This window comes from Streptomyces sp. NPDC037013 (assembly GCF_055607265.1).
The window spans coordinates 589,266-611,706 of the sequence record NZ_JBVJRV010000002.1; the positions used below are offsets into that span (position 1 = coordinate 589,266).

The following is a 22,441-nucleotide window of genomic DNA, read 5'->3' on the forward strand; positions in this document are numbered from 1 at the left end:
GCCCCTCGATGACTTCCTGTCAGGCACCGCGCGGACGCACGGAGTTGCTGCTGTGCGCCCTTGCGGAGGACGATCCTACGTTTGAACCACGGGGGCGCATCAAGGGTCTCATGAGGACACATGCGCGGGCGTACGGTCCCAGTCATCCGGGAGCGCCGGTACGACCCAGGACGGATCGGGGCGCCAGTGCTGCCAGTTGTCCGAAAACGGCGCCCCCCAGGCACGGATCACGTCAAGTGCGGCCTGTCCCGCGGCGCGTACGTCGGCGGCCTTCCCGGCGTCCATCAGGCCCACCCTGCGGGCCTGCTCGAACTCGTCCTCGTCGTGCCAGCGCCAGCTGCGGTCCGGGCGCACGGAGATGTCCAGAAAGTGATCCTCGGAGTCCACGCCGCCCGACCAACGGGCGCGCGGCTCTTCCAGGTTGACGTACCAGTTCTTGAACTTCCAGCCCGGGTCCCAGAAGAGCCAGACCGACCAGGGGTCGCCCGGCCGCGCGAGCTTGAGGACGCCGGTGCCGGCCCAGTGGCCCCGGTGGACGGTGCGCGGCTTGGTGTAGCGGGTGGCGAGCGGCTCGTGGTGCAGCGGCGTCCCGTCGGCGATCACCGGTCTGACGCACTCGGTGCCGGGCGCCATCCACACGGCGAGCAGCTCGTCGCTGTCCCGCACGACGGTGACGGGGCGGCAGATGTGGAGGCGGGGACCGGAGTTCTCCCGGTAGCGCCACAGGATGTGATCACCCGGCGCCCACCGAGCCGCCCCGCCACCGGCCGCCGTCTTCCCGTCGAGCTCTGTCATGGACAGATACTAGACGCCCCCCGCACGGCGGTCACCGAGTCTCCTGTGGCCGAGACAAACTCCCGGGGCCCCCTGCACGCCCCCCTGCCGCTGTGGCCACGGGGCGGGGCCGGCCGCTGTGGGCAGGCGTTCCGCACGGCGGAACGGGTGGGCACAGCCCCCGGTGCCGGGCGCCTCGGCGTGTGGCCCCAGCCGGAGGGGGCAGGACCGAGGCAAGGCGCAGGCAGACCTGGACGGACGGTGCCGGGTACCCCCTCCCGCTCAGGGGAAGACCCCGTCAGGCCCGCGTCATGCGCAGCACATCCAGCGCCTCGTCCAACTGCTCCAGCGTGAGGTCACCCCGCTCCACGTACCCGGACTCAAGGACCACCTCGCGGATCGTCTTGCGTTCGGCGAGGGACTTCTTCGCCACCTTCGCCGCCTCCTCGTACCCGATGTACTTGTTCAGCGGCGTCACGACGGACGGCGACGACTCGGCGTACTCCCTGGCCCGTTCGCGGTTGGCGGTGATGCCGTCGACGGTCCGGTCGGCGAGCAGCCGGGAGACGTTGGCGAGGAGCCGGATCGACTCCAGTACGTTCTTGGCGATGACCGGGAGCATGACGTTCAGCTCGAAGTTGCCGGCCGCGCCCGCCGCCGCGACCGTCGCGTCGTTGCCGGTGACCTGCGCGGCGACCATCAGGGCGGCCTCCGGGATCACCGGGTTCACCTTGCCGGGCATGATCGACGACCCGGGCTGGAGGTCCGGCAGGTTGATCTCGGCGAGCCCCGTGCGCGGGCCGGACGCCATCCACCGCAGATCGTTCGCGATCTTCGTCAGGCCTACGCCGATGGTCCGCAGCTGCCCGCTGGTCTCGACGATGCCGTCCCGCGCCCCCTGCGCCTCGAAGTGGTCGCGCGCCTCGGTCAGCGGCAGCCCGGTGGCCCGTGCCACCTCGGCGATGACGGCGGCGGCGAAGCCGGGCGGGGTGTTGATGCCGGTGCCCACCGCGGTGCCGCCGAGCGGGAGTTCGGCCAGCCGGGGCAGCGAGGCCCGCAGCCGCTCGACGCCGTGCCGCATCTGGGCGGCGTACCCGGCGAACTCCTGGCCCAGCGTCACGGGCGTGGCGTCCATGAGGTGCGTACGGCCGGACTTCACGACGTCCGCGAACTCCTCGGCCTTGCGCTCCAGGGCGGCGGCGAGGTGCTCCAGGGCGGGGATCAGGTCGCCGGTGACCGCGTCGGTCGCCGCGATGTGGATCGAGGACGGGAAGACGTCGTTGGACGACTGCGAGGCGTTGACGTGGTCGTTGGGGTGGACGTCGCGGCCGAGCCGCTCGGTGGCGAGGGTGGCGAGGACCTCGTTGGTGTTCATGTTGGACGAGGTGCCGGAGCCGGTCTGGAAGACGTCGACGGGGAAGTGGTCGTCCCAGCGGCCGTCGGCGACCTCGGCGGCGGCGGAGACGATGGCCTCGGCGATGTCCGCGTCGAGCACCCCGAGCTCCGCGTTGACCTGGGCGGCGGCCGCCTTGATGCGGGCGAGGGCGGCGATGTGGGCGCGTTCGAGGACCTGCCCGGAGACGGGGAAGTTCTCCACCGCGCGCTGGGTCTGGGCCCGCCACTTGGCGTGCGCGGGGACCCGCACCTCACCCATGGAGTCGTGCTCGATCCGGTACTCGCCGGTGCGGTCGTCGCTGGCGTCGCTGGTCATGCCCTGAACCTACCTCTCCGTTCAAACCCCGTAAAAAGTTGAGCACTTGTCTTGTTCCAGGTATTCCCAAGCCTGCTACCCACCAGTAAAAACCCTGGGTAACACCACACCGGGGAGGCGCGATGAAGCGCATCAGAGGCAGCGGCCGGGGCCGGCTGCGATGTTCGTTCGCGGCGGCCGCCGCCATGGCCGTCGTGCTCGGCACAGCAGCCGCCGTACCCGCCCAGGCGGCGGAAGAAGACGCTGGAGGAGCGCTGCCGAACGCGGTGCCGCTCCCGCCCGAGCTGGAGAAGATCCGGGCGGACGAGGCCACGAAGCTGTACGGCAGCCCGGCCGAACGCCCGATGGCCGAGCGCAAGACCGGCCTGATCTCGCTCGGCGACAGCGAGATCTCCGGCGAGGGCGTCGGCCGGTACGAACCGGGCACCGACGGCCCCGACAACTGGTGCCACCGCTCGCCGGACGCCGCGATCCACCGCACCGGCATCCCCGCCGACGTGACGTACAACGTGGCCTGCTCCGGGGCGCAGACCGTCAACATCCGCATCGGCGGCCAGAAGCAGTACCCCGACGAGCTGGTCCAGAGCGACAACCTCGCCATCAAGGCGCGCAACACGAAGATCAAGACGATCCTGCTCGTCATCGGCGCCAACGACGACCTCCAGTTCGCCCCCGTGATGACGGACTGCGTGACCCGCTACCTGCTCAGCCAGGGTCCCTGCGCGGGCAAGTACACCGACGGCTGGCAGGCGCGCGTCGACGCCCTCGTGCCCAAGGTCGAACAGTCCCTGCGCGACCTGAAGACCGTCATGAAGGACGCGGGCTACCAGGAGAGCGACTACAAGCTCGTCGCCATGGGCTATCCGAGTCCGATCGGCCCCGACTTCCGCGACAACCCCTCCTTCCCGGGCAAGCTGGCCTGCGGCGGACTCGGCTACGACTCCGACACCGAGTGGGGCCGCAACTACGCGGTGCCCACCTTCGAGACCGGCATGCGCAGGGCCGCGCGGAACGCCGGCGCCACCTACCTCGACAACTCCCGCCTCTTCCACGGCCACGAGGTCTGCATGGAGGACACCTGGGCGCGCGGCCTCTACGTCGACGTGTCCAACCCGTTCCCGCCGGACTCCAATTCGGTCCGCCAGTCCTTCCACCCGAACGCCCGCGGCCACGCCGCCTTCGCGTCCTGCCTCACCCAGCTCTACGACTCCGGCAAGCGCGAGGGCAGTTGCGCCGACCCGGCGAGCACCGGCAGCCCGAAGCTGTACGAAGGGGCCTGGGACGACGCGTACAAGCCGCTGAAGAACGAGGCGATCGGGAGCTGCCTGGACGTCGACGCGTCCAAGAGCCGCAACGGCACCAAGGTCCAGGGCTGGGAGTGCACCGGCAACCGCAACCAGACCTGGTGGTACGACGGCACGCCCGGCGGCCGGCAGTCGCTGCACACCGGGCTGACCCAGGACCGCTGCCTCGACGTGCCCGACGGCTCGTACCAGGAAGGCACCGCCCTCACGCTCTGGAACTGCCACGGCGGCACCAACCAGAAGTTCGTCCGCCAGGCCGGGACGGTGCGGCCCGCCGCCGCCGACGGGCTCTGCCTGACCCTCGCGGGGGCGAAGGAGCCGGTGCGGCTGCAGAAGTGCACGGGGGCGGCGAACCAGCGGTTCGCCTGAGCTCTACGGAGGAGCCCTCTTCGGTAAGAGGGCTCCTCCGTAGAGCTACGCCAGGCCCGGGCCCCGTACCGGAATGTGCGTGAACGTCGGCTCCGGGGCCGGGTTCTGGAAGAAGTCGTTGCCCTTGTCGTCGACCACGATGAAGGCCGGGAAGTCCTCCACCTCGATCTTCCAGACCGCCTCCATGCCGAGCTCCTCGTACTCGACGACCTCGACCTTCTTGATGCAGTCCTGCGCCAGACGCGCCGCCGGGCCGCCGATCGAGCCGAGGTAGAAGCCGCCGTGCGCGTCGCACGCGTCGGTGACCTGCTGGGAGCGGTTGCCCTTGGCCAGCATCACCTTGGAGCCGCCCGCCGCCTGGAACTGCGCCACGTAGGAGTCCATGCGGCCGGCCGTCGTCGGACCGAAGGAGCCGGACGCGTAACCCTCCGGCGTCTTCGCGGGACCGGCGTAGTACACCGGGTGGTCCTTCAGGTACTGCGGCATCTCCTCGCCCGCGTCGAGCCGCTCCTTGATCTTGGCGTGCGCGATGTCGCGGGCCACGACCAGCGGGCCGGTCAGCGAGAGACGGGTCTTCACCGGGTGCTTGGTGAGCTCGGCGAGGATGGCGTCCATCGGCTGGTTCAGGTCGATCTTCACGACGTCCGAGGCCTCGTCGAGGTGCTCGTCCGTCGTCTCCGGCAGGAAGCGCGCCGGGTCGGTCTCCAGCTGCTCCAGGAAGACGCCCTCGGCGGTGATCTTCGCGGTGGCCTGCCGGTCGGCCGAGCAGGAGACGGCGATGGCGACGGGCAGCGAGGCGCCGTGCCGCGGCAGGCGCACCACGCGCACGTCGTGGCAGAAGTACTTGCCGCCGAACTGCGCGCCGATGCCGATCTTCTGGGTCAGCTCGAAGACCTTCTCCTCCAGCTCCTTGTCCCGGAAGCCGTGGCCGGTCGGGGAGCCCTCGGAGGGCAGCTCGTCCAGGTAGTGCGCGGAGGCGTACTTGGCGGTCTTCAGGGCGAACTCGGCGGACGTGCCGCCGACGACGATCGCCAGGTGGTACGGCGGGCACGCGGCCGTGCCCAGGGAGCGGATCTTCTCCTCCAGGAACTTCATCATGGAGGCCTCGTTCAGGACGGCCTTCGTCTCCTGGTAGAGGAACGACTTGTTCGCCGAGCCGCCGCCCTTGGCCATGAAGAGGAACTTGTAGGCGCCGCCGTCGGTCGCGTACAGCTCGATCTGGGCGGGGAGGTTGGAGCCGGTGTTCTTCTCCTCCCACATGGTCAGCGGAGCCATCTGCGAGTACCGCAGGTTCAGCTTCGTGTACGCGTCGTAGATGCCCTTGGAGAGCGCCTTCTCGTCCTCACCTTCGGTGAGGACGTTCTGGCCGCGCTTGCCCATGACGATCGCGGTGCCGGTGTCCTGGCACATGGGCAGCACGCCGGCCGCCGCGATGTTGGCGTTCTTCAGGAGGTCGAGCGCCACGAACTTGTCGTTGGACGACGCCTCCGGGTCGTCCACGATGCGCCGCAGCTGCGCCAGGTGCGCGGGGCGCAGGTAGTGCTGGATGTCGTGGATCGCCTCGGCGGCGAGCTTGCGCAGCGCCTCCGGGTCGACCTTGAGGAACGTCCGCCCGTCGGCCTCGAAGGTGGAGACACCCTCGGAGGTCACCAGCCGGTACGGGGTGGTGTCCTCTCCCAGCGGGAGCAGATCGGAGTACTCAAACTCTGGCATTACGGCCATTCCTCACTCGGCAGACAGCGGCGCGGCCTCCATTGGCGACGCGCCAACCAGCGTAGAACGCGTCCGGCGGAGCGCTCCTGTGAGGTAAGGCTCAGTAAAGGGGGCGTGGCTCACCGGGCGGTCGCGCCGAATGGTCGTACCGGATAGTCGCGATACAGGTCTGGTCGCGATCTATCGCGTCTGGGTACGCTGCTTCCGTGGACCTCGAAAAGCAGCCCTCAGCGCTCCGTGCCTCCGACGCCGACCGGGACCGCACGGCGGACATCCTGCGCGAGGCCCTGGCGGAGGGCCGCCTGACCGCGGAGGAGCACGCGGAGCGCGTCGAAGGGGTCTACCGCGCCAAGACCATGGCCGAGCTGGAGCCGCTCGTCCGCGACCTGCCCGCCGCCCACGACGCGGCCCGCGGCGCGGCGCCGGCCCTCGGGCCCGCCCCCGACCCGGCCCCGGCCAGGCCGTCCCCGGGCGTCGTCCCGCCGGTCGCCGACGAGAACCTCGTCGCGGTGCTCAGCAGCTCCGCACGCAGGGGGCGCTGGCGGGTGGGGCGCCGCACCCACGCGTACGCCGTGTTCGGCAGCGTCGAGATCGACCTGAGCGAGGCGATCTTCGAGCAGCGCCATGTGGTCATCAAGGCGTTCGCGATCTTCGGCTCGGTCGAGATCCGCGTCCCGGAGAACATCTCGCTGCGCGGCAGCGGTGGAGGTGTCCTCGGCAGCTTCGAGGTGGACACGCTCGACTCCCCGGACCGGGACGCCCCCGTCGTCTACGTGGACGGCATCGCGGTCCTCGGCTCCATCGACGCACGGCCGAGGCGCGGCAAGCGCGTCCGTGATCTGTACCGGCAGCCGCGCAAACACCTCAGGCACTGACGGGCCCGGACGCTCCGCCGGCGGCCCATGAGGAAGCGGAACGTCCGTACATCGGAACTCAGTGCATAGGCGCGCACACAGCGGGTAGAGCTTGCTGCATCGTCTCTCGCTCGCGAAGCCGTCGTCAGGAGTAGACCGTGCTGCAACCGTCGCATCAGTCTCTGCAGGTCGCCGCAGTTCCGGGCGGTGGGGCAGCCCCTGCGCGAGCGCAGTCGGGCGCTTGGGGAGGGGCGCCAGTGCGCGACCGGGACGACGACGCCCCCTGGCACACCGAGGCCGTCTGCCGTCGCGACGAGGCGGGCCTGTTCTTCGCCCCCTCCAAGGAGCCCACCGCGGCGCGGCTCTCGCGGGAAGAGGCCGCCAAGCGCGTCTGCGCCCGCTGCCCCGTCATGGTCGAGTGCCGCGAACACGCGCTCCTGCAGCCCGAGCCGTACGGCGTGTGGGGCGGCCTCACCGCCGCCGAGCGCCGCGTCGTCCTGGCCCGCCGCCGCCGGCGCGACCTGGAACTGCAGAAGGCGGCGCACGCGACGGGGATCGCGGCCGCCGGCTAGCGCGGCGCCCGGGCCCGGGTCCAGCACGCGCCGAAGGGGGCGTCCCCCGCACGGGACGCCCCCTTCGGCGTGCGCGGCCGCCCGCGGGGCGGCCGGGGTCCTACTTGGCGCGGTCGAAGTCGATCGCGCTGTACGCGCGCAGCTTCGAGAGCCGGTGGTCGGAGTCGATCTTGCGGATCGTGCCCGACTTGGAGCGCATGACCAGCGACGAGGTCGAAGCGGTCGCCGCGCGGTAACGGACGCCCTGCAGCAGTTCGCCGTCGGTGATGCCGGTCGCGACGAAGAAGACGTTGTCGCCCTTGACCAGGTCGTCCGTGGAGAGCGTGCGGTCCAGGTCGTGGCCCGCGTCGATGGCGCGCTGGCGCTCGGCGTCGTCCTTGGGCCACAGCTTGCCCTGGATCACGCCGCCCAGGCACTTGATCGCGCAGGCCGAGATGATGCCCTCGGGGGTGCCGCCGATGCCCATGAGCAGGTCGACGCCGGTGCCCTCGCGGACGGCCATCACCGAGCCGGCGACGTCGCCGTCCGAGATGAACTTGATGCGGGCGCCGGTCTCGCGGATCTCCTTGACGATGCCCTCGTGGCGGGGGCGGTCGAGGATCATGACCGTGACGTCCTCGGGCGAGGAGTTCTTGGCCTTGGCGACGCGGCGGATGTTGACCGAGGCCGGCGCGTTGATGTCCACGTAGTCCGCGGCCTCGGGGCCGGTGACCAGCTTGTCCATGTAGAAGACGGCGGACGGGTCGAACATGGCGCCGCGGTCGGCGGCGGCGAGCACCGCGATGGCGTTCGGCATGCCCTTGGCGGTCAGCGTCGTGCCGTCGATCGGGTCGACGGCGATGTCGACCTCGGCGCCGGTGCCGTCACCGATGCGCTCCCCGTTGAAGAGCATCGGGGCCTCGTCCTTCTCGCCCTCACCGATGACGACGACGCCGTTCATCGAGACGGTGTGGACGAGGGTCCGCATGGCCCTGACGGCGGCACCGTCCGCGCCGTTCTTGTCGCCGCGGCCGACCCAGCGGCCCGCCGCCATGGCGGCCGCCTCGGTGACCCGGACGAGCTCCAGGGCGAGGTTGCGGTCGGGGGCCTCGGGGGAGACCTCGAGCTCGGACGGGAGATGATGCTCGGTCATCGGAAGAGCACCTTTCTGCTGATACAAAAAAGTGGCGCGCCCGTAGGGCGTCCTTGGAAGGGCGGGGGCGGAGACGGGAGGGCGGCCGGACGAGGGTTGTGGATGACTCTATCCGTAGGTCGACAAAATGAGCAGTGGGCCCCACGCATGAGCGGCCGGCCGGGCCCGGGGCGGTACCGGGGGAAGGGGCGGGGCCGGCACCTGAGACCATGGGTGCGTGGCAGGAAGACAAGGCACTCAGACCGTCAAGAACATGCTGTGGTCGCTGGTGGTGATCGCCCTCGTCGCGGGCGTGATCTACATCTTCGTCCCGCATGACGAGTCCAAGGACCCCGCCAAGCGGGTCGACTACCGGGTGGAGCTCCTGACGGCACGGCGTGCCGCGGCCTATCCCGTGGCCGCGCCCGAGGGCCTGTCGAAGAAGTGGACGCCCACGTCGGTGCGGTTCGACGGCGCGAAGGACGACACCTGGCACCTCGGTTTCCTCGACCCGGACGAGGAGTACGTCGCGATCGAGCAGTCCACCGCGAAGTCGTCGACGTTCATCAAGGACGTCACCCAGAACGCGTCGCGCACCGACGCCGCCGAGGAGATCGGCGGCCGCACCTGGCAGCGGTACAAGGGCCCGAAGTACGACGCCCTGGTGATCAGCGAGCAGGGCGCCACGACGGTGGTCACGGGCACGGCGTCCTTCGGGCGGCTGGCGAAGATGGCCGAATCCCTGAAGATGTCCTGACGGTTTCCGAAGATGTCCTGACGGTTTCCGAGATGTCCTGACGGACCCTCCACCGCGTACGCGAAGGGGCCCCCGGCGTTGTGCCGGGGGCCCTTCGCGTGGGCGGGCGTGTGGGCCCGCGAGGTCGCTCAGACCGTGGTGACGACGTCGTCGTAGGCCAGGCGCGGGGAGCGCGGGAACCAGGCGTCCTCGCCCGGCTTGCCGATGTTGACGACCATCAGCGGGGTGTGGTCGTCGTCCAGGAACTCCTTCTGGACGCCGGCGAAGTCGAAGCCGGTCATCGGGCCGGCGGCCAGGCCGGCGGCGCGGACGCCGACGATGAAGTAGGCGGCCTGGAGGGTGGCGTTGACCAGCGCGGCCTGCTCGCGGACCGGGCGCTCGGCGAAGAACGCGTCCTTGGCCTGCGGGAAGTGCGGGAAGAGCGCCGGGAGCTCCTCGTGGAACTCGTTGTCGGCGGAGAGGATCGCGACGAGCGGCGCGGTCGCCGTCTTCGGGCGGTTGCCCTCGGCCATGTGCTGCACCAGGCGCTCGCGGGCCTCGGGGGAGCGGACCAGCGTGACGCGCAGCGGCGACTGGTTGAAGGCGGTGGGGCCGTACTTGACCAGGTCGTAGATCGCCTGGACCTGCTCATCGGTGACCGGCTCGTCGGTGAAGGTGTTCGCGGTGCGGGCCTCGCGGAAGAGCAGGTCCTGGGCGGCGGGGTCGAGTACGAGAGACATGAATCAACCTTCTTGAACGTACGGGGGTGTCTGGCGAACCCGTCACCGGGCTCGCGAACACGACAGTACGCCGCTACTGTTCAACTTTCAACAAAAACCGGACCTGCGTGATCCGCTTCACAAACCGCAGGTCAGGACGGTTTTGCCGGGGAAGCCCTGGATCGAGGGGCGCCCGGCCCCGCTCACTCCGCCGCGTCGCCCGTCGCGTCGCCCGTGCCGTCGTCGGTCTCCGGGCCGGCCAGGGCCGCGTCGAGCCGGGCCCGCGCGCCGTCAAGCCAGCGGCGGCAGACCTTCGCCAGCTCCTCGCCGCGTTCCCAGAGCGCCAGCGACTCCTCCAGGGTCGTCCCGCCCGTCTCCAGGCGCCGTACGACCTCGATCAGCTCGTCCCGCGCCTGCTCGTAACCGAGCGCGTCCGTGGAGGCCCCGGCCTCGCCGGCCTCGTCCGTCATGCTGGTCATGCGCCCACCCTAATGCTCGGCATTGTCGTCATTGTCTGCGGTTTCCACCGTCCGCACGGTGAAGGCCCCCTCGGCGACGCGCGCCCGCAACTCCTCGTCGACGGCCACCTCCGAAGGCGCCCGGACCACCGTGCCGTCAGGCTTCTGCAACACCGCGTACCCCCTCTGGAGGGTCGCGGCCGGCGAGAGGGCCACCACGCGCGCGTGCGTGTGCGTCAGCTCCGAACCCGCCCGGTCGAGCAGGTGCCCGAGCGTACGGCGGCTGCGGTCGACCAGCGCCGAGACCTGCTCCTCGCGCTCCTCGACCATGCGGTGCGGGTGCTCCATGCAGGGCCGGGCCAGGGCGTGCGCAAGACCGCGCGCCTCACGGTCGAGGAAGGCGTCGACGCTGCGCCGGGCGCGGTCCCGGAGCCACTGCACGCGCTCGTACTCCTCACCGACGTCCGGCACGACCTTCTTCGCGGCGTCGGTGGGGGTGGAGGCGCGCAGGTCCGCCACGTGGTCAAGGAGGGGATTGTCCGGCTCGTGGCCGATCGCGGAGACGACCGGCGTACGGCACGACGCCACCGCCCGCACCAGCTGCTCGTCCGAGAACGGCAGCAGGTCCTCCACACTGCCGCCGCCCCGCGCCACGATGATCACGTCGACCTCGTCGTGGGCGTCGAGCTCCTTCACGGCCTGGACGACCTGCGGCACGGCGTGCACCCCCTGGACGGGGACGTTGCGCACCTCGAAGCGGACGGCGGGCCAGCGGTGCCGGGCGTTCTCCAGGACGTCGCGCTCGGCGGCGGAGGCACGGCCGGTGACCAGGCCGATGAGCTGCGGCAGGAACGGCAGCGTCTTCTTGCGCTCGGGCGCGAAGAGCCCCTCCCTGGCCAGGCTCTTCTTCAACTGCTCGATCCGCGCGAGCAGCTCGCCGACGCCGACCGGCTTTATCTCGGCGGCCCGCAGCGAGAGCTGCCCCCGCCGCTCGTACCACTCCGGCTTCGCCCGTACGACGACGCGGGCGCCCTCGGAGACGACGTCCGCCACCGCGTCGAACACCTGCCGGTAGCAGGTGACGCTCACCGAGATGTCGTGGGACGGGTCGCGCAGCGTCATGAAGACGACGCCCGCGCCGGGTCTGCGGGACAGCTGCGTGATCTGCCCCTCGACCCAGATGGCGCCGAGCCGGTCGATCCACCCGCCGATGAGCCGGGAGACCTCGCCCACGGGGAGGGGGGCGTCCGGGGACGTGTTGAGAGCCATGTTGCCCGAGCGTAGTCGGGCGGGTCGGCCTTTTGGGGTGGTGTGTCTTGGCGTCGGGGGAGTGGAGTAGGAGGTGCGGCGGGGTGGGGGCGGTCGGTCGTGTGCGGGATGGTGGGAGTTGAGCGCGCCGTTCCTCGCGCCCCTGGGGCGTGATCCGGAGCCGGGGGCTTACCGAGCCGGTCGGTCGTCTCGGGCGGTGGGCGTCGTGCGGTCCGTGCCCTGGGCCGCCAGTACCGCAAGGCCCACCGCGAGCCACACCGCGCCGACCACCTGGGCGGAGCCCGACGCCTCCCAGATGACCGCCACCACGATCGCCGCCCCGAGCACCGGGACCAAAAGGTGGCGCCACCAGCTGAAGCCGTCCTCCCGGTGCCGTACCGCGAACCAGCCCACCACGCTCGCGTGCAGCAGCAGGAACGCCGTCAGCGCGCCGATGTCCACCACCGACACCAGGTGGTCCATGCCGTCGTCCCGCCGGGCCGCCCACACCGCGGCCACCAGCGTCACCACGGCCGCGCACAGCAGCGCGATCCGGGGCGTGCCGGAGTCCGTCCTTGACAGGGCCTTCGGCAGGCGCCGGTCCCGGGCCATCGCGAAGAGCAGCCGTCCCGCCGCGGCCTGCCCGGCGAGCGCCGCGAAGGCCGCGCCGATCGCCTTGCTCGCCGCCACCAGATCGTGCAGCCAGCTGCCGGCCGCCGAGTCCACCGCGTCGTAGAACGCCGTGCCCTGCTTGCCCGGATCCGCCGCCAGCTCCGCCGAGGACATCGGCTCCAGGAGGGCCACCAGATACGTCTGGGCGATGAACAGCACGCCCGCGAGCGCCAGACAGAACAGCACCGCCCGCGCCACCTTCGCCGAACCGCCCGTCACCTCCTCGGCGAAGGCGGCGATCGCGTCGAAGCCCAGGTACGACAGGACGGCGATCGAGACCGCGCCCACCACCGCCGACAGCGCGAACGCGCCCTGCGAACCGTCGCCGGAGAGCGGCGAGAGCCAGTCGCGCTGCGCACCGTCCCGGGCCAGGACGACCACCGCCGCCACCACGAAGACCAGCAGCACCACGATCTCCATGGCGAGCACCGCGAACCCCACCCGCGCCGCCGCCCGCACGCCCCACAGGTTGAGCGCCGTCGTGATCAGGACCGCGAGCGCAGTCCACACCCACCGGGACACCGACGGCACCAGCGAGTTCATGGCGATGCCGGAGAAGAGGTACGCGACCGCCGGGATGAGGAGGTAGTCGAGCATCGCCATCCACCCGGCGATGAATCCGGGCCCCTTGCCGAGCCCCACGCGCGCGTAGGCGAAGACGGAGCCGGCCTGCGGGACCACCCGCACCATCTGTGCGTAACTGAATGCGGTGAACGCCATCGCGACCGTGGCGACCAGATAGACCAGGGCCACCGCGCCGTGCGACTTCGCGTCGAGCGTCCCGAAGACGCCGACCGGCGCCATGGGGGCGATGAAGAGCAGCCCGTAGACGACGAGGTCACGGAAGCCGAGGGTGCGCCGCAGCCCCTCGCCCCCGGCGGGCTCGCCGCTCTCCGCGTGGGCTCCCGTACTGGCGGACTGACCGGACATGGTGCCTCCGTAGATCAACGCGGGCCTCCAGTCTCCCCAACCGGGCGATCTTTGACGCGCTGGACGCGGCCTTACGATGGGGGCATGACTGCTACGCCTGGCTCCCGCCGTGTCCTGCTCGCCGCTCCCCGTGGCTACTGCGCGGGCGTGGACCGTGCCGTGATCGCCGTCGAGAAGGCCCTGGAGCAGTACGGGGCCCCGATCTACGTACGCCACGAGATCGTCCACAACAAGTACGTGGTGCGGACGCTGGAGAAGAAGGGCGCCATCTTCGTCGACCAGACGGCTGAGGTCCCCGAGGGGTCCATCGTGATGTTCTCCGCGCACGGCGTCGCCCCGACCGTCCACGCGGAGGCGGCCGAGCGCAAGCTGGCGACGATCGACGCGACGTGCCCGCTGGTCACCAAGGTCCACAAGGAAGCGGTCAGGTTCGCCAAGGAGGACTACGACATCCTCCTCATCGGGCACGAGGGCCACGAGGAGGTCATCGGCACCTCCGGCGAGGCCCCCGACCACATCACGCTGGTCGACGGCCCCGAAGACGTCGCGAACGTCGAGGTCCGTGACCCGGACAAGGTCGTCTGGCTCTCCCAGACCACGCTCTCCGTCGACGAGACGATGGAGACGGTGGACGCCCTCAAGGGCAAGTTCCCGAACCTCCTCTCGCCGCCCAGCGACGACATCTGCTACGCCACGCAGAACCGCCAGACCGCGGTGAAGAAGCTCGCCGAGGACGCCGAACTGGTCATCGTCGTCGGCTCCAAGAACTCCTCCAACTCCATCCGCATGGTCGAGGTCGCCCTGGACGCGGGCGCCGCCGCCTCGCACCTGGTCGACAACGCCGACGAGATCGACGAGGCCTGGCTCGAGGGCGTCACCACGGTCGGCCTGACCTCGGGCGCCTCCGTGCCCGACGTCCTGGTGGACGGCGTCATCGAGTGGCTCGCCGAGCGGGGTTACGCCGACGTGGAGACGGTGAAGACCGCCGAGGAGTCCATCACCTTCTCCCTCCCCAAGGAACTCCGCAGGGACCTGCGCGCCGAGGCGGCCGAGCTGTCACAGCGCTGAGTGGGCCGTACGGTGGAGTCCATGCAGATCTTCGGTGTGGACATCGGCGGATCAGGTATCAAGGGCGCTCCCGTGGACCTGGACCGTGGAGACCTGACGCAAGAGCGGCACAAGGTGCTGACCCCGCATCCGGCGACCCCGGAAGCGGTGGTCGACGGCGTGTGCGAGGTGGTGGAGCACTTCGGCTGGAAGGGGCCCGTCGGGGCGACCTTCCCCGGCGTGATCACCCACGGCACGGCGCGCACCGCCGCCAACGTCGACAAGAGCTGGATCGGTACGGACATCAGCAGACTGGTCTCGGACCGGCTGGGTGGCGTCCCCGTCACCGTCCTGAACGACGCGGACGCGGCGGGCGTCGCGGAGATGCACTTCGGCGCGGGCCGTGGCCGTACGGGCACGGTCATCCTGCTCACCCTCGGCACGGGCATCGGCAGCGCGCTCTTCACCGGCGGCCGCCTCGTCCCGAACACGGAACTCGGCCACCTCGAACTGAACGGCCACGACGCCGAGAAGAAGGCCTCCTCCAAGGCCCGCGAGGACGAGGACCTGAGCTGGGAGCACTGGGCGCGCCGCGTCCAGAAGTACCTCGCGCACGTGGAGATGCTCTTCTCGCCCGAGCTGTTCATCATCGGCGGCGGCGTGAGCCGCAAGGCGCACAAGTTCCTGCCGCTGATCGAGGGCATCACGGCGGAGATCGTCCCGGCCCAGCTGCAGAACAACGCGGGCATCGTCGGAGGGGCGATGGCGGCGGGCGAGACGGAGTCGTAGCCGCGCTCTACGGAACCGAGGCACTGCCGTTCGGGTAAGGCCTTACGGGACCGAGGGCAGACGTTTCCCGCCCGCCGCCGTGCGCTGCGGCGGGCGGGCGCCGCGTCGCTGGGCCATGAGCCGGACCCTGCGTACGGTCACGATGAGCGCGGCGACGAGCGTGCCCCCGTACAACCAGCCCGCGTGCAGGGCCAGGGTCGTCACGAGCCCCATGACCTGGCCGCCGAACCCCTCCGAGCCCCCGGAGACGGGCAGCACCCCGGCGGCGAAGGCGATCGGCACGCCCACCGGCGCGGTGATCAGGTCGGCCGGGCGCACCCAGAAGGCGGTGAGCGCGGCGACGGGCACGAAGAGCACGCCGTACGCGACGACGGAACCGCCCGCGATCAGCCGCAGCAGGCAGGCGAGCAGGAACATCACCGCCGTGCAGAAGAGCCCGCTGCCGAGACCGGTCAGGCGGGGGTTCGGGATCCGCCGCAGCGTGCGGTAGACGGGGTGCCGGCGCACGGCGCGGTAGACCGGGTGCCTGCGCAGGGCACGGACGAACGGCGGGGCGGGGCGGCGCGGGCGTGGCGCGGCCCGGTACACGGTGCCCGACCCGGCGGGCCGGCCCTGCGGGGGCAGCGGGGCGGTCCGGCGGGGCCGGGCCGGCGACGTGCTCCTGGGGGCGGACTGAGGGGGACGCGTCCTGTGTTGCTCCACTGGACCAACCTAGGCGGGGCACGGCGCGGAATCCGTCGCGGGACACGCCCTTGAGCCGACCTTGGCCATGCGTTCGAAGGGCGCGGGGCGGGCGGACGGCGGCCGGGCGACGGGCCGGCCGGGGCGGTGGCGGCACGCCGTAGACTGGGGGATCGCCCCAAGGCCGCTCCGGCCCACCGGGCCGCCCACCATCCACATCCCTCACGTACGGGAAGTCGCAACGTGTCGCTCACGATCGGAATCGTCGGTCTGCCCAATGTCGGCAAGTCGACCCTGTTCAACGCCCTGACCAAGAACGACGTGCTTGCGGCCAACTACCCGTTCGCCACGATCGAGCCGAACGTGGGCGTCGTCGGCGTCCCGGACCCGCGCCTCACGAAACTGGCCGAGATCTTCTCCTCCCAGAAGATCCTCCCGGCGACGGTCGACTTCGTCGACATCGCGGGCATCGTGCGCGGCGCGAGCGAGGGCGAGGGCCTGGGCAACAAGTTCCTCGCGAACATCCGCGAGTCGGACGCGATCTGCCAGGTCATCCGCGCCTTCAAGGACGAGAACGTCGTCCACGTCGACGGCAAGGTCTCGCCCAAGGACGACATCGAGACGATCAACACCGAGCTGATCCTCGCCGACCTCCAGACCATCGAGAAGGTCCTGCCGCGCCTCCAGAAGGAGTCGCGCATCAAGAAGGACGTCGCTCCGAAGGTGAAGGCGGTCGAGGAGGCCCAGGCGATCCTGGAGAAGGGCGACACGCTCTTCTCCGCCGGCATCGTCCAGGGCTCCGGCAAGGAGGAGCTCCTGCACGACCTGCACCTCCTCACCACCAAGCCCTTCCTCTACGTCTTCAACGTGGACGAGGACGAGCTGACGGACGACGACTTCAAGGCCGAGCAGCGCGCCCTGGTCGCTCCCGCGGAGGCGATCTTCCTCAACGCGAAGCTGGAGGCGGACCTCGCCGAGCTCGACGACGAGGAGGCCCTCGAACTCCTCCAGTCCGTCGGCCAGGAAGAGCCGGGCCTCGCCACCCTCGCCCACGTCGGCTTCCGCACGCTGGGCCTCCAGACCTACCTCACGGCAGGCCCGAAGGAATCCCGCGCCTGGACCATCAAGAAGGGCGCGACGGCCCCCGAGGCGGCCGGTGTCATCCACACCGACTTCCAGAAGGGCTTCATCAAGGCCGAGGTCATCTCCTTCGAGGACCTGGTCGAAACGGGCTCGGTAACCGAGGCCCGCGCGGCCGGCAAGGCCCGCATGGAGGGCAAGGAGTATGTGATGCAGGACGGGGATGTGGTGGAGTTCCGGTTCAACGTGTAGCAGGTGACATGCCACTACGTCACTGATCTAGCAAACATGCAGTTCAGAAGGGGTTCGACTCTTTGGAGTCGAACCCCTTGGTTTTTCCCCGTGCTGGGTGTGGCTGAGGTGCTCGCGTTGAACAGGCGTGTATCCCAAGTTGTCTGCTGCCGATAGGGCCCGGCCGGGACGTCTGGGGTGCGGGACGACGAGGCCTGATGTCCTGCAGGTCCCCGAGAACCGATAGTTGAGCCGGGGTACCCCGCATTCCGGTCGCGAACGGGGGTCAGAGTGCCGCCTACGATCCACAGCTGATCGGGCGCTGCTGATCGGGCTGGCAGGTGGGGGGGCGCCAGGTCTGGCTGATGCGCAGGTCGTTGGCCATTGCCCAGGTGGGTGCTGGGGTGGCCGGGCTAGGCTTGACCAGCGCGGACATTTGAGCTGAACGAGCATCACCGGGGAGAGGGATGAGCGGGGCGGGGCAGAAACCTGTGAAGACGACGCCACTGGAGCTGCATCAGATGCGGGCGGCGCTGATCCAGGCCTACCGAGGGATCATCGACGAGAGCGATCTGCAGCGAAACTCCGAGGCGGAGCGGGAACGGGCTTTCCTGTCCCGGGCCGTGGCGGCCACGGCGGTCCGGCGGGTGACAGGTTGGGAGCATAAGGCCTGCGCCGACGCTGTGATCGACGGTAGCGACGACAACGGGATCGACGCGGTTGCCGTCGTGGACGGTACCCAGGTGTGGCTGGTTCAAGCCAAGTGGAGCGACAAGGGGACGGCTGGATTCCATACAGATGCGGCTCGTGGCTTCGTGGACGGACTGCGACTGTTGGAGCAGCGGCAATTCGATGCATTCAACGACAAGCTCCAGCCGTTCGCTCCTCTTCTCGCTTCGGCCATGGGGGACACCAACCTCAAGATCAACCTGGTCATCGCGGTCGTCGGGAATGATCCGCTCAGCTCACACACCGTGAACATCCTCGACCGCGCCGTCGAGGATCATCATGGGCACGGGCCGATGCTGAGCTACCAGCTCATGGGGACCGGGGATCTGCTGCGGCAGCTGCGTGAGGACCGGACGCCAGATCCCGTCAACGTCAAGGTGAAGATGCCGAAATGGATCTACCGTGACATCCCTTTCCCTGCCTACCAGGGCAGCGTGGCGGCCAGGGAGATCGCCAGGTGGTACGAGGATCACGGTGCCCGTCTCTTCTCGCAGAACATCCGCCAGTCGCTCGGGTTGACCCGCATCAATTCCGGCATTGAGAAGACCCTGACGGACGAGCCGGAGAACTTCTGGTACTTCAACAACGGCATCACGATCCTGTGCGACAGGATCGAGCCGTACTACCCGGACAGGCGGCACCCCGCCTATCCGGTGGAACTCCGGCTCACCCATGTCAGCGTGGTCAACGGGGCCCAGACCGTCACCTCCATCCACAAGGCGATGCAGGTGACGCCGGAGACAGTGGAAGATGCCGATGTGATGGTCCGCGTGATCTCCCTGGGTGACGAGCGCGTCGACTACGCATCAAAGATCACCGAGACTACGAACACCCAGAACGACGTTTCTCAAAGGGACTTCATCGCACTGGACGAGACCCAGGCGCTGATTCGGGAAGACTTCGATCTCACCCTGGACAAGACGTACGTGTTCAAACGCGGCGAGGCCGATCCTGCACCGGATTCCGGTTGCTCGGTGGTACACGCGGCCATCGCTCTCGCATGCGCCCGCCGCACGCCTGAGCTGGCCGTACGGGCCAAGCGGGACACCGATCTGCTCTGGGAGCGGGGAGACGGAGGCGCGTACCCCCGACTCTTCGGCGAGGTTCCGAGCGCTTTCCGGGTCTGGCGATGCGTCCAGATCCAGAGAGAGGTAGGCAAGGCGCTCGACGCCCTGCGTAAGCGCCTTCAGGGACGTGCCCAGGACACGGCTCAGCGCGGAGACCTGCTGATCACCCATCTGGTCTTCCAGCTGCTCGACCTGGCAGACATCGATGAGCCGGGCTATCCGCTGGACTCCGTGCTGGAGTCCATCCCGAAGCTGACCGAATCAGTGCTGTCGTGGCTGATTTACCGGGTGGACGAGACCTACGGCACCACCTCGTTCCTTGGGAGCACCTTCACCAATGAGACACGCTGCCGCGAGCTGTCCCGGGTCGTGCCGCAGGACGTGCGGGGCGGAACCGGGGTGCCGCAGCTGCCGGACGACTACCAGCCCCTCGCCCGGCAGAAGCGCCGTCGCCGCCGCCCCAACGTCGTTCCGACTCTTGTCAGCGCCGGCATCATTCCGGATGGGACGCCGCTGGTGTACGTCCCGCACAACGCTCCGGAAACAAGGGCGACGAAGGAGTGGATCGAGGCGGACGAGCGCCGGGCGCAGGTCCGCTGGCAGAACGATCGGACCAGACCACTCATCTGGTCCTACGACGGTGTGGCGTACTCGGCCAGCGGGCTCGTGATCCGTATCTGGGAGCTCGCAGGCTGGGAGGAGGCACCCATCGCGGTACAGGGACCTGCGCGCTGGGTACTCGATGGCAGACGCAATCTGTGGCAGGTAGCCAAGGAATGGCTGGATGCCCAGGAGGAGGAGGGCTGACGAAATCCGCGGCCCGTGCGCCTGCGAGGACCAGGAGGAGCCCTCGTCGGCATCGAGGCCGCAGGGGCGGCGTCGGAGTCGGGGGCTGGTGTCGGTGGGGTCCGTTAGCCTTCGCGGGTGATTACGGGTGAGCTGAAGAGCAAGATCGACCGCGTGTGGGAGGCCTTCTCCTCGGGTGGTATCTCCCATTCGCTGGAGGTCATCGAGCAGATCACCTACCTGCTGTTCATCAGCCGCCTGGACGACCTGCAGACGGCGAAGGAGAACCGGGCCAACCGCACGGGCCGGCCCGTCGAGAATCCGATCTACACCGCGGAGACGGACCGGTTGCGCTGGTCCCGCTTCACCAATGAGGCGCCGGAGAAGCTGCTCGACGTGGTCCGGGACGAAGTCTTCCCGTGGCTGCGCGACCTCGGCGGCGAGGGCTCGACGTACTCCCGGCACATGCACGACGCGCGCTTCACGATCACCACGCCGAACCTGCTGGTCAAGGTCGTCGACATGCTCGACGAGATTCCGCTGGTGGATCGGGACGTCAAGGGCGACCTGTACGAGTACATGCTCGGCAAGATCGAAACAGCCGGTAACAACGGGCAGTTCCGCACGGCCCGGCACATCATCCGGCTGATGGTGGAGATGACGGCGCCCGGGCCCAAGGACGAAATCTGTGACCCGGCGTGCGGCACGGCCGGCTGTCTCGTGGCCGCCGCGGAGTACGTCAGCCGGACGCACCACGAGGCGCTGCTGGAACCGGCCCAGCGCCGGCACTTCAACGAGAGCATGTTCCACGGCTTCGACTTCGACATCACCATGCTCCGCATCGGGTCGATGAACATGCTCCTGCACGAGGTCGAGAGCCCCGACATCCGCTACCGGGACTCGCTCGCCGAGAGCGCCGCCGCGGAGGCGGAGCGCTATTCGCTGATCCTCTCCAACCCGCCGTTCGCCGGCAGCCTCGACCATGACGCCACCGCCAAGGACCTCCAGTCGGTCGTCAAGACGAAGAAGACCGAGCTGCTGTTCCTCGCGCTCTTCCTTCGCCTGCTCAAGCCCGGCGGGCGCGCCGCGGTCATCGTGCCGGACGGTGTGCTCTTCGGCGCGTCGAAGGCGCACAAGCAGCTGCGGAAGATCCTCGTCGAGGACCACAAGCTGGACGCGGTGGTCAAGCTGCCGAGCGGGGTGTTCAAGCCGTACAGCGGCGTATCGACCGCGATTCTCTTCTTCACCAAGACGAACAGCGGCGGCACGGATCACGTCTGGTTCTACGAGGTCGCGGCGGACGGCTGGAGCCTGGACGACAAGCGCACCGCGCTGCTCGACGAGGAGAAGCTCGGGCCGGTCCCCGCGGCGGGCGAGCTGACCGAGGCCGAGCACGCGAAGAACAACCTCCCGGACGTACTGCGCCGTTGGCGCCGGCGCAACGACAGTGAGCGGGAGCGCCCGCGGACCGAGCAGAGCTTCACCGTCCCGAAGGCGGACATCGCCGCACAGGGATACGACCTGAGCATGGCCCGCTACAAGGAGCTGGTCCACGAGGAGGCCGAGCACCGATCCCCGGCCGAGATCATGGACGAGCTCGCCGGGATCGAGGCGGAGATCCAGCACGGCATGAGTGAGCTGAAGGAGCTGCTGGGATGAGCCGTGAAGTCGTCAAACTCGGCTCCGTGGCGGGTTTCCTCTCCGGTTACGCCTTCGCCTCGGACGCCTTCAACACAGATGGCCGGGGCATGCCCATCGTGCGGATCCGGGACGTCAGGCCGGGCACCACCAGCACGTATTACGAGGGTGATTACGACCCCCGCTATGTCGTCGAGCGCGGTGACCACCTCATCGGTATGGACGGTGAGTTCAACCTCGCACGGTGGCGCGGCGCCCGGGCTCTGCTCAACCAGCGCGTCTGCAAGATCGACGGCGTTTCGGAGAGGCTGGACCGGGACTATCTCGCCTGGTTCCTTCCCGCCGTGCTCAAGAGGATCGAGGCGGCCACGCCCTTCGCCACGGTGAAGCACCTCTCGGTGAAGACGCTCCGCGACATCGACATCCCGCTTCCCCCGCTGGACGAACAGCGCAGGATCGCCGTGGTGCTGGAGCGGGTGGACGCGCTGCGGGCCAAGCGCCGCGCGTCCCTCGCTCTCCTCGACGACCTCACCCGGGCCGTCTTCATGGAAATGTTCGGCGACCCCGATCCGGCGTGGCCGCGCACGACGGTCGCGGAGCTCGCGCTCGGGCAGAAGGGGGCGATCCGGACGGGCCCGTTCGGCAGCCAGCTGCTGCGCGAGGAGTTCGTGGAGTCCGGAATCGCGGTCCTCGGCATCGACAACGCCGTCGACAACGAATTCAAGTGGCAGGGGCGCCGGTTCATCACCGAGGAGAAGTACGCCAAGCTCGCGCGGTACACCGTGCGCCCCGGTGATGTCCTCATCACCATCATGGGTACGTGCGGGCGCTGCGCGGTCGTCCCCGACGACATCCCCCCGGCGATCAACACCAAGCACCTCTGCTGCATCACGCTCGACCCGTCGCGCTGCCTGCCGGAGTTCCTGCACAGCTATTTCCTCATGCACCCGGTCTCCCGCTCCTACCTCGGACGCCACGCCAAGGGAGCGATCATGTCCGGCCTGAACATGGGGATCATCAAGGAACTGCCCCTGGACGTCCCGCCGGTCGAGCTGCAGGCCGCCTACGTGAGACGGGTCCGGGCCGTACGGCGGCTCAAGGCCGAGCAGGAGCACCAACTGGCCGTACTCGACACGCTCTTCGCCGCCATCCGGCACCGGGCGTTCCGGGGCGAGCTGTGGGCGGACGCCCTCGCCGCCTGACCGGCTTGCCGCCCCGTGGA

Annotated in this window: 19 protein-coding genes; 10 read left to right on the forward strand and 9 right to left on the reverse strand. The window is 69.5% G+C overall.

Annotation, left to right across the window (positions count from 1 at the left end; genetic code table 11):
• Window positions 1–108: 108 nt before the first annotated feature.
• A complete protein-coding gene (gene fomD / locus ACZ7DY_RS07835; RefSeq protein WP_471131394.1) occupies window positions 109–795 on the reverse strand; it encodes a cytidylyl-2-hydroxypropylphosphonate hydrolase in 687 nt (228 codons plus the stop codon).
• Between the two features lie 277 nt (window positions 796–1,072).
• Window positions 1,073–2,485, reverse strand: coding sequence for a class II fumarate hydratase (locus ACZ7DY_RS07840; RefSeq protein WP_471131395.1), 1,413 nt, complete (start codon window positions 2,483–2,485; stop codon window positions 1,073–1,075).
• Window positions 2,486–2,607: 122 nt separating this feature from the next.
• Here ACZ7DY_RS07840 and ACZ7DY_RS07845 point away from each other — a divergent pair, with 122 nt between their 5' ends.
• Complete coding sequence (locus ACZ7DY_RS07845; protein ID WP_471131398.1) at window positions 2,608–4,158, forward strand: ricin-type beta-trefoil lectin domain protein; 1,551 nt, start codon at window positions 2,608–2,610, stop codon at window positions 4,156–4,158.
• Between the two features lie 45 nt (window positions 4,159–4,203).
• Here the strand turns inward: ACZ7DY_RS07845 and ACZ7DY_RS07850 are convergent, their stop codons facing one another.
• Window positions 4,204–5,871 carry a fumarate hydratase gene (locus ACZ7DY_RS07850; RefSeq protein WP_471131400.1) on the reverse strand — a complete coding sequence of 556 codons (1,668 nt, stop codon included), beginning with the start codon at window positions 5,869–5,871 and terminating at the stop codon, window positions 4,204–4,206.
• A 206-nt stretch (window positions 5,872–6,077) separates the two neighbouring features.
• Between ACZ7DY_RS07850 and ACZ7DY_RS07855 the strand changes: the two genes are divergently transcribed.
• Both ACZ7DY_RS07855 and ACZ7DY_RS07860 read left to right on the forward strand, forming a co-directional pair.
• Window positions 6,078–6,746 carry a DUF1707 SHOCT-like domain-containing protein gene (locus ACZ7DY_RS07855; RefSeq protein WP_471131402.1) on the forward strand — a complete coding sequence of 223 codons (669 nt, stop codon included), beginning with the start codon at window positions 6,078–6,080 and terminating at the stop codon, window positions 6,744–6,746.
• Between the two features lie 137 nt (window positions 6,747–6,883).
• The gene (locus ACZ7DY_RS07860; RefSeq protein ID WP_471131405.1) at window positions 6,884–7,297 is read left to right on the forward strand and encodes a WhiB family transcriptional regulator; all 414 of its coding nucleotides are present in this window, start codon (window positions 6,884–6,886) and stop codon (window positions 7,295–7,297) included.
• Between the two features lie 100 nt (window positions 7,298–7,397).
• On the opposite strand, the gene glpX is transcribed toward ACZ7DY_RS07860, so the two are convergent.
• A complete protein-coding gene (gene glpX / locus ACZ7DY_RS07865) occupies window positions 7,398–8,429 on the reverse strand; it encodes a class II fructose-bisphosphatase (RefSeq protein ID WP_205039026.1) in 1,032 nt (343 codons plus the stop codon).
• 217 nt (window positions 8,430–8,646) lie between these two features.
• Between glpX and ACZ7DY_RS07870 the strand changes: the two genes are divergently transcribed.
• Window positions 8,647–9,165: a DUF4245 domain-containing protein gene (locus ACZ7DY_RS07870; RefSeq protein WP_471131408.1), complete on the forward strand. Its 519-nt coding sequence runs from the start codon at window positions 8,647–8,649 to the stop codon at window positions 9,163–9,165.
• Window positions 9,166–9,293: 128 nt separating this feature from the next.
• Here ACZ7DY_RS07870 and ACZ7DY_RS07875 read toward each other — a convergent pair whose 3' ends face one another.
• From ACZ7DY_RS07875 to ACZ7DY_RS07890, 4 genes are all read right to left on the reverse strand, one after another.
• The gene (locus ACZ7DY_RS07875; RefSeq protein ID WP_471131411.1) at window positions 9,294–9,884 is read right to left on the reverse strand and encodes a malonic semialdehyde reductase; all 591 of its coding nucleotides are present in this window, start codon (window positions 9,882–9,884) and stop codon (window positions 9,294–9,296) included.
• Between the two features lie 182 nt (window positions 9,885–10,066).
• Entirely contained in the window at window positions 10,067–10,333 is a 267-nt protein-coding gene (locus ACZ7DY_RS07880) for an exodeoxyribonuclease VII small subunit (RefSeq protein ID WP_471132404.1), read from the reverse strand.
• Between the two features lie 18 nt (window positions 10,334–10,351).
• On the reverse strand, window positions 10,352–11,590 hold the full coding sequence (gene xseA / locus ACZ7DY_RS07885) for an exodeoxyribonuclease VII large subunit (RefSeq protein WP_471131414.1): 1,239 nt from the start codon (window positions 11,588–11,590) through the stop codon (window positions 10,352–10,354).
• A 168-nt stretch (window positions 11,591–11,758) separates the two neighbouring features.
• A complete protein-coding gene (locus tag ACZ7DY_RS07890; protein WP_471131416.1) occupies window positions 11,759–13,171 on the reverse strand; it encodes an APC family permease in 1,413 nt (470 codons plus the stop codon).
• 84 nt (window positions 13,172–13,255) lie between these two features.
• Here ACZ7DY_RS07890 and ACZ7DY_RS07895 point away from each other — a divergent pair, with 84 nt between their 5' ends.
• Window positions 13,256–14,239 (forward strand): 4-hydroxy-3-methylbut-2-enyl diphosphate reductase, encoded by a 984-nt coding sequence (locus ACZ7DY_RS07895; RefSeq protein WP_471131418.1) that lies wholly within the window; start codon window positions 13,256–13,258, stop codon window positions 14,237–14,239.
• Between the two features lie 21 nt (window positions 14,240–14,260).
• Window positions 14,261–15,007 carry a polyphosphate--glucose phosphotransferase gene (gene ppgK, locus ACZ7DY_RS07900; RefSeq protein WP_471131421.1) on the forward strand — a complete coding sequence of 249 codons (747 nt, stop codon included), beginning with the start codon at window positions 14,261–14,263 and terminating at the stop codon, window positions 15,005–15,007.
• Window positions 15,008–15,049: 42 nt separating this feature from the next.
• On the opposite strand, the gene ACZ7DY_RS07905 is transcribed toward ppgK, so the two are convergent.
• Entirely contained in the window at window positions 15,050–15,709 is a 660-nt protein-coding gene (locus tag ACZ7DY_RS07905; RefSeq protein ID WP_471131423.1) for a DUF6542 domain-containing protein, read from the reverse strand.
• Window positions 15,710–15,931: 222 nt separating this feature from the next.
• Between ACZ7DY_RS07905 and ychF the strand changes: the two genes are divergently transcribed.
• From ychF to ACZ7DY_RS07925, 4 genes are all read left to right on the forward strand, one after another.
• A complete protein-coding gene (gene ychF / locus ACZ7DY_RS07910; RefSeq protein WP_471131426.1) occupies window positions 15,932–17,020 on the forward strand; it encodes a redox-regulated ATPase YchF in 1,089 nt (362 codons plus the stop codon).
• Window positions 17,021–17,490: 470 nt separating this feature from the next.
• Complete coding sequence (locus ACZ7DY_RS07915) at window positions 17,491–19,602, forward strand: AIPR family protein (RefSeq protein WP_471131429.1); 2,112 nt, start codon at window positions 17,491–17,493, stop codon at window positions 19,600–19,602.
• A 117-nt stretch (window positions 19,603–19,719) separates the two neighbouring features.
• Window positions 19,720–21,240: a type I restriction-modification system subunit M gene (locus tag ACZ7DY_RS07920; RefSeq protein WP_471131432.1), complete on the forward strand. Its 1,521-nt coding sequence runs from the start codon at window positions 19,720–19,722 to the stop codon at window positions 21,238–21,240.
• Window positions 21,237–22,421, forward strand: coding sequence for a restriction endonuclease subunit S (locus tag ACZ7DY_RS07925; protein WP_471131435.1), 1,185 nt, complete (start codon window positions 21,237–21,239; stop codon window positions 22,419–22,421). The genes ACZ7DY_RS07920 and ACZ7DY_RS07925 overlap by 4 nt, the downstream gene beginning before the upstream one ends.
• Window positions 22,422–22,441: the final 20 nt, after the last annotated feature.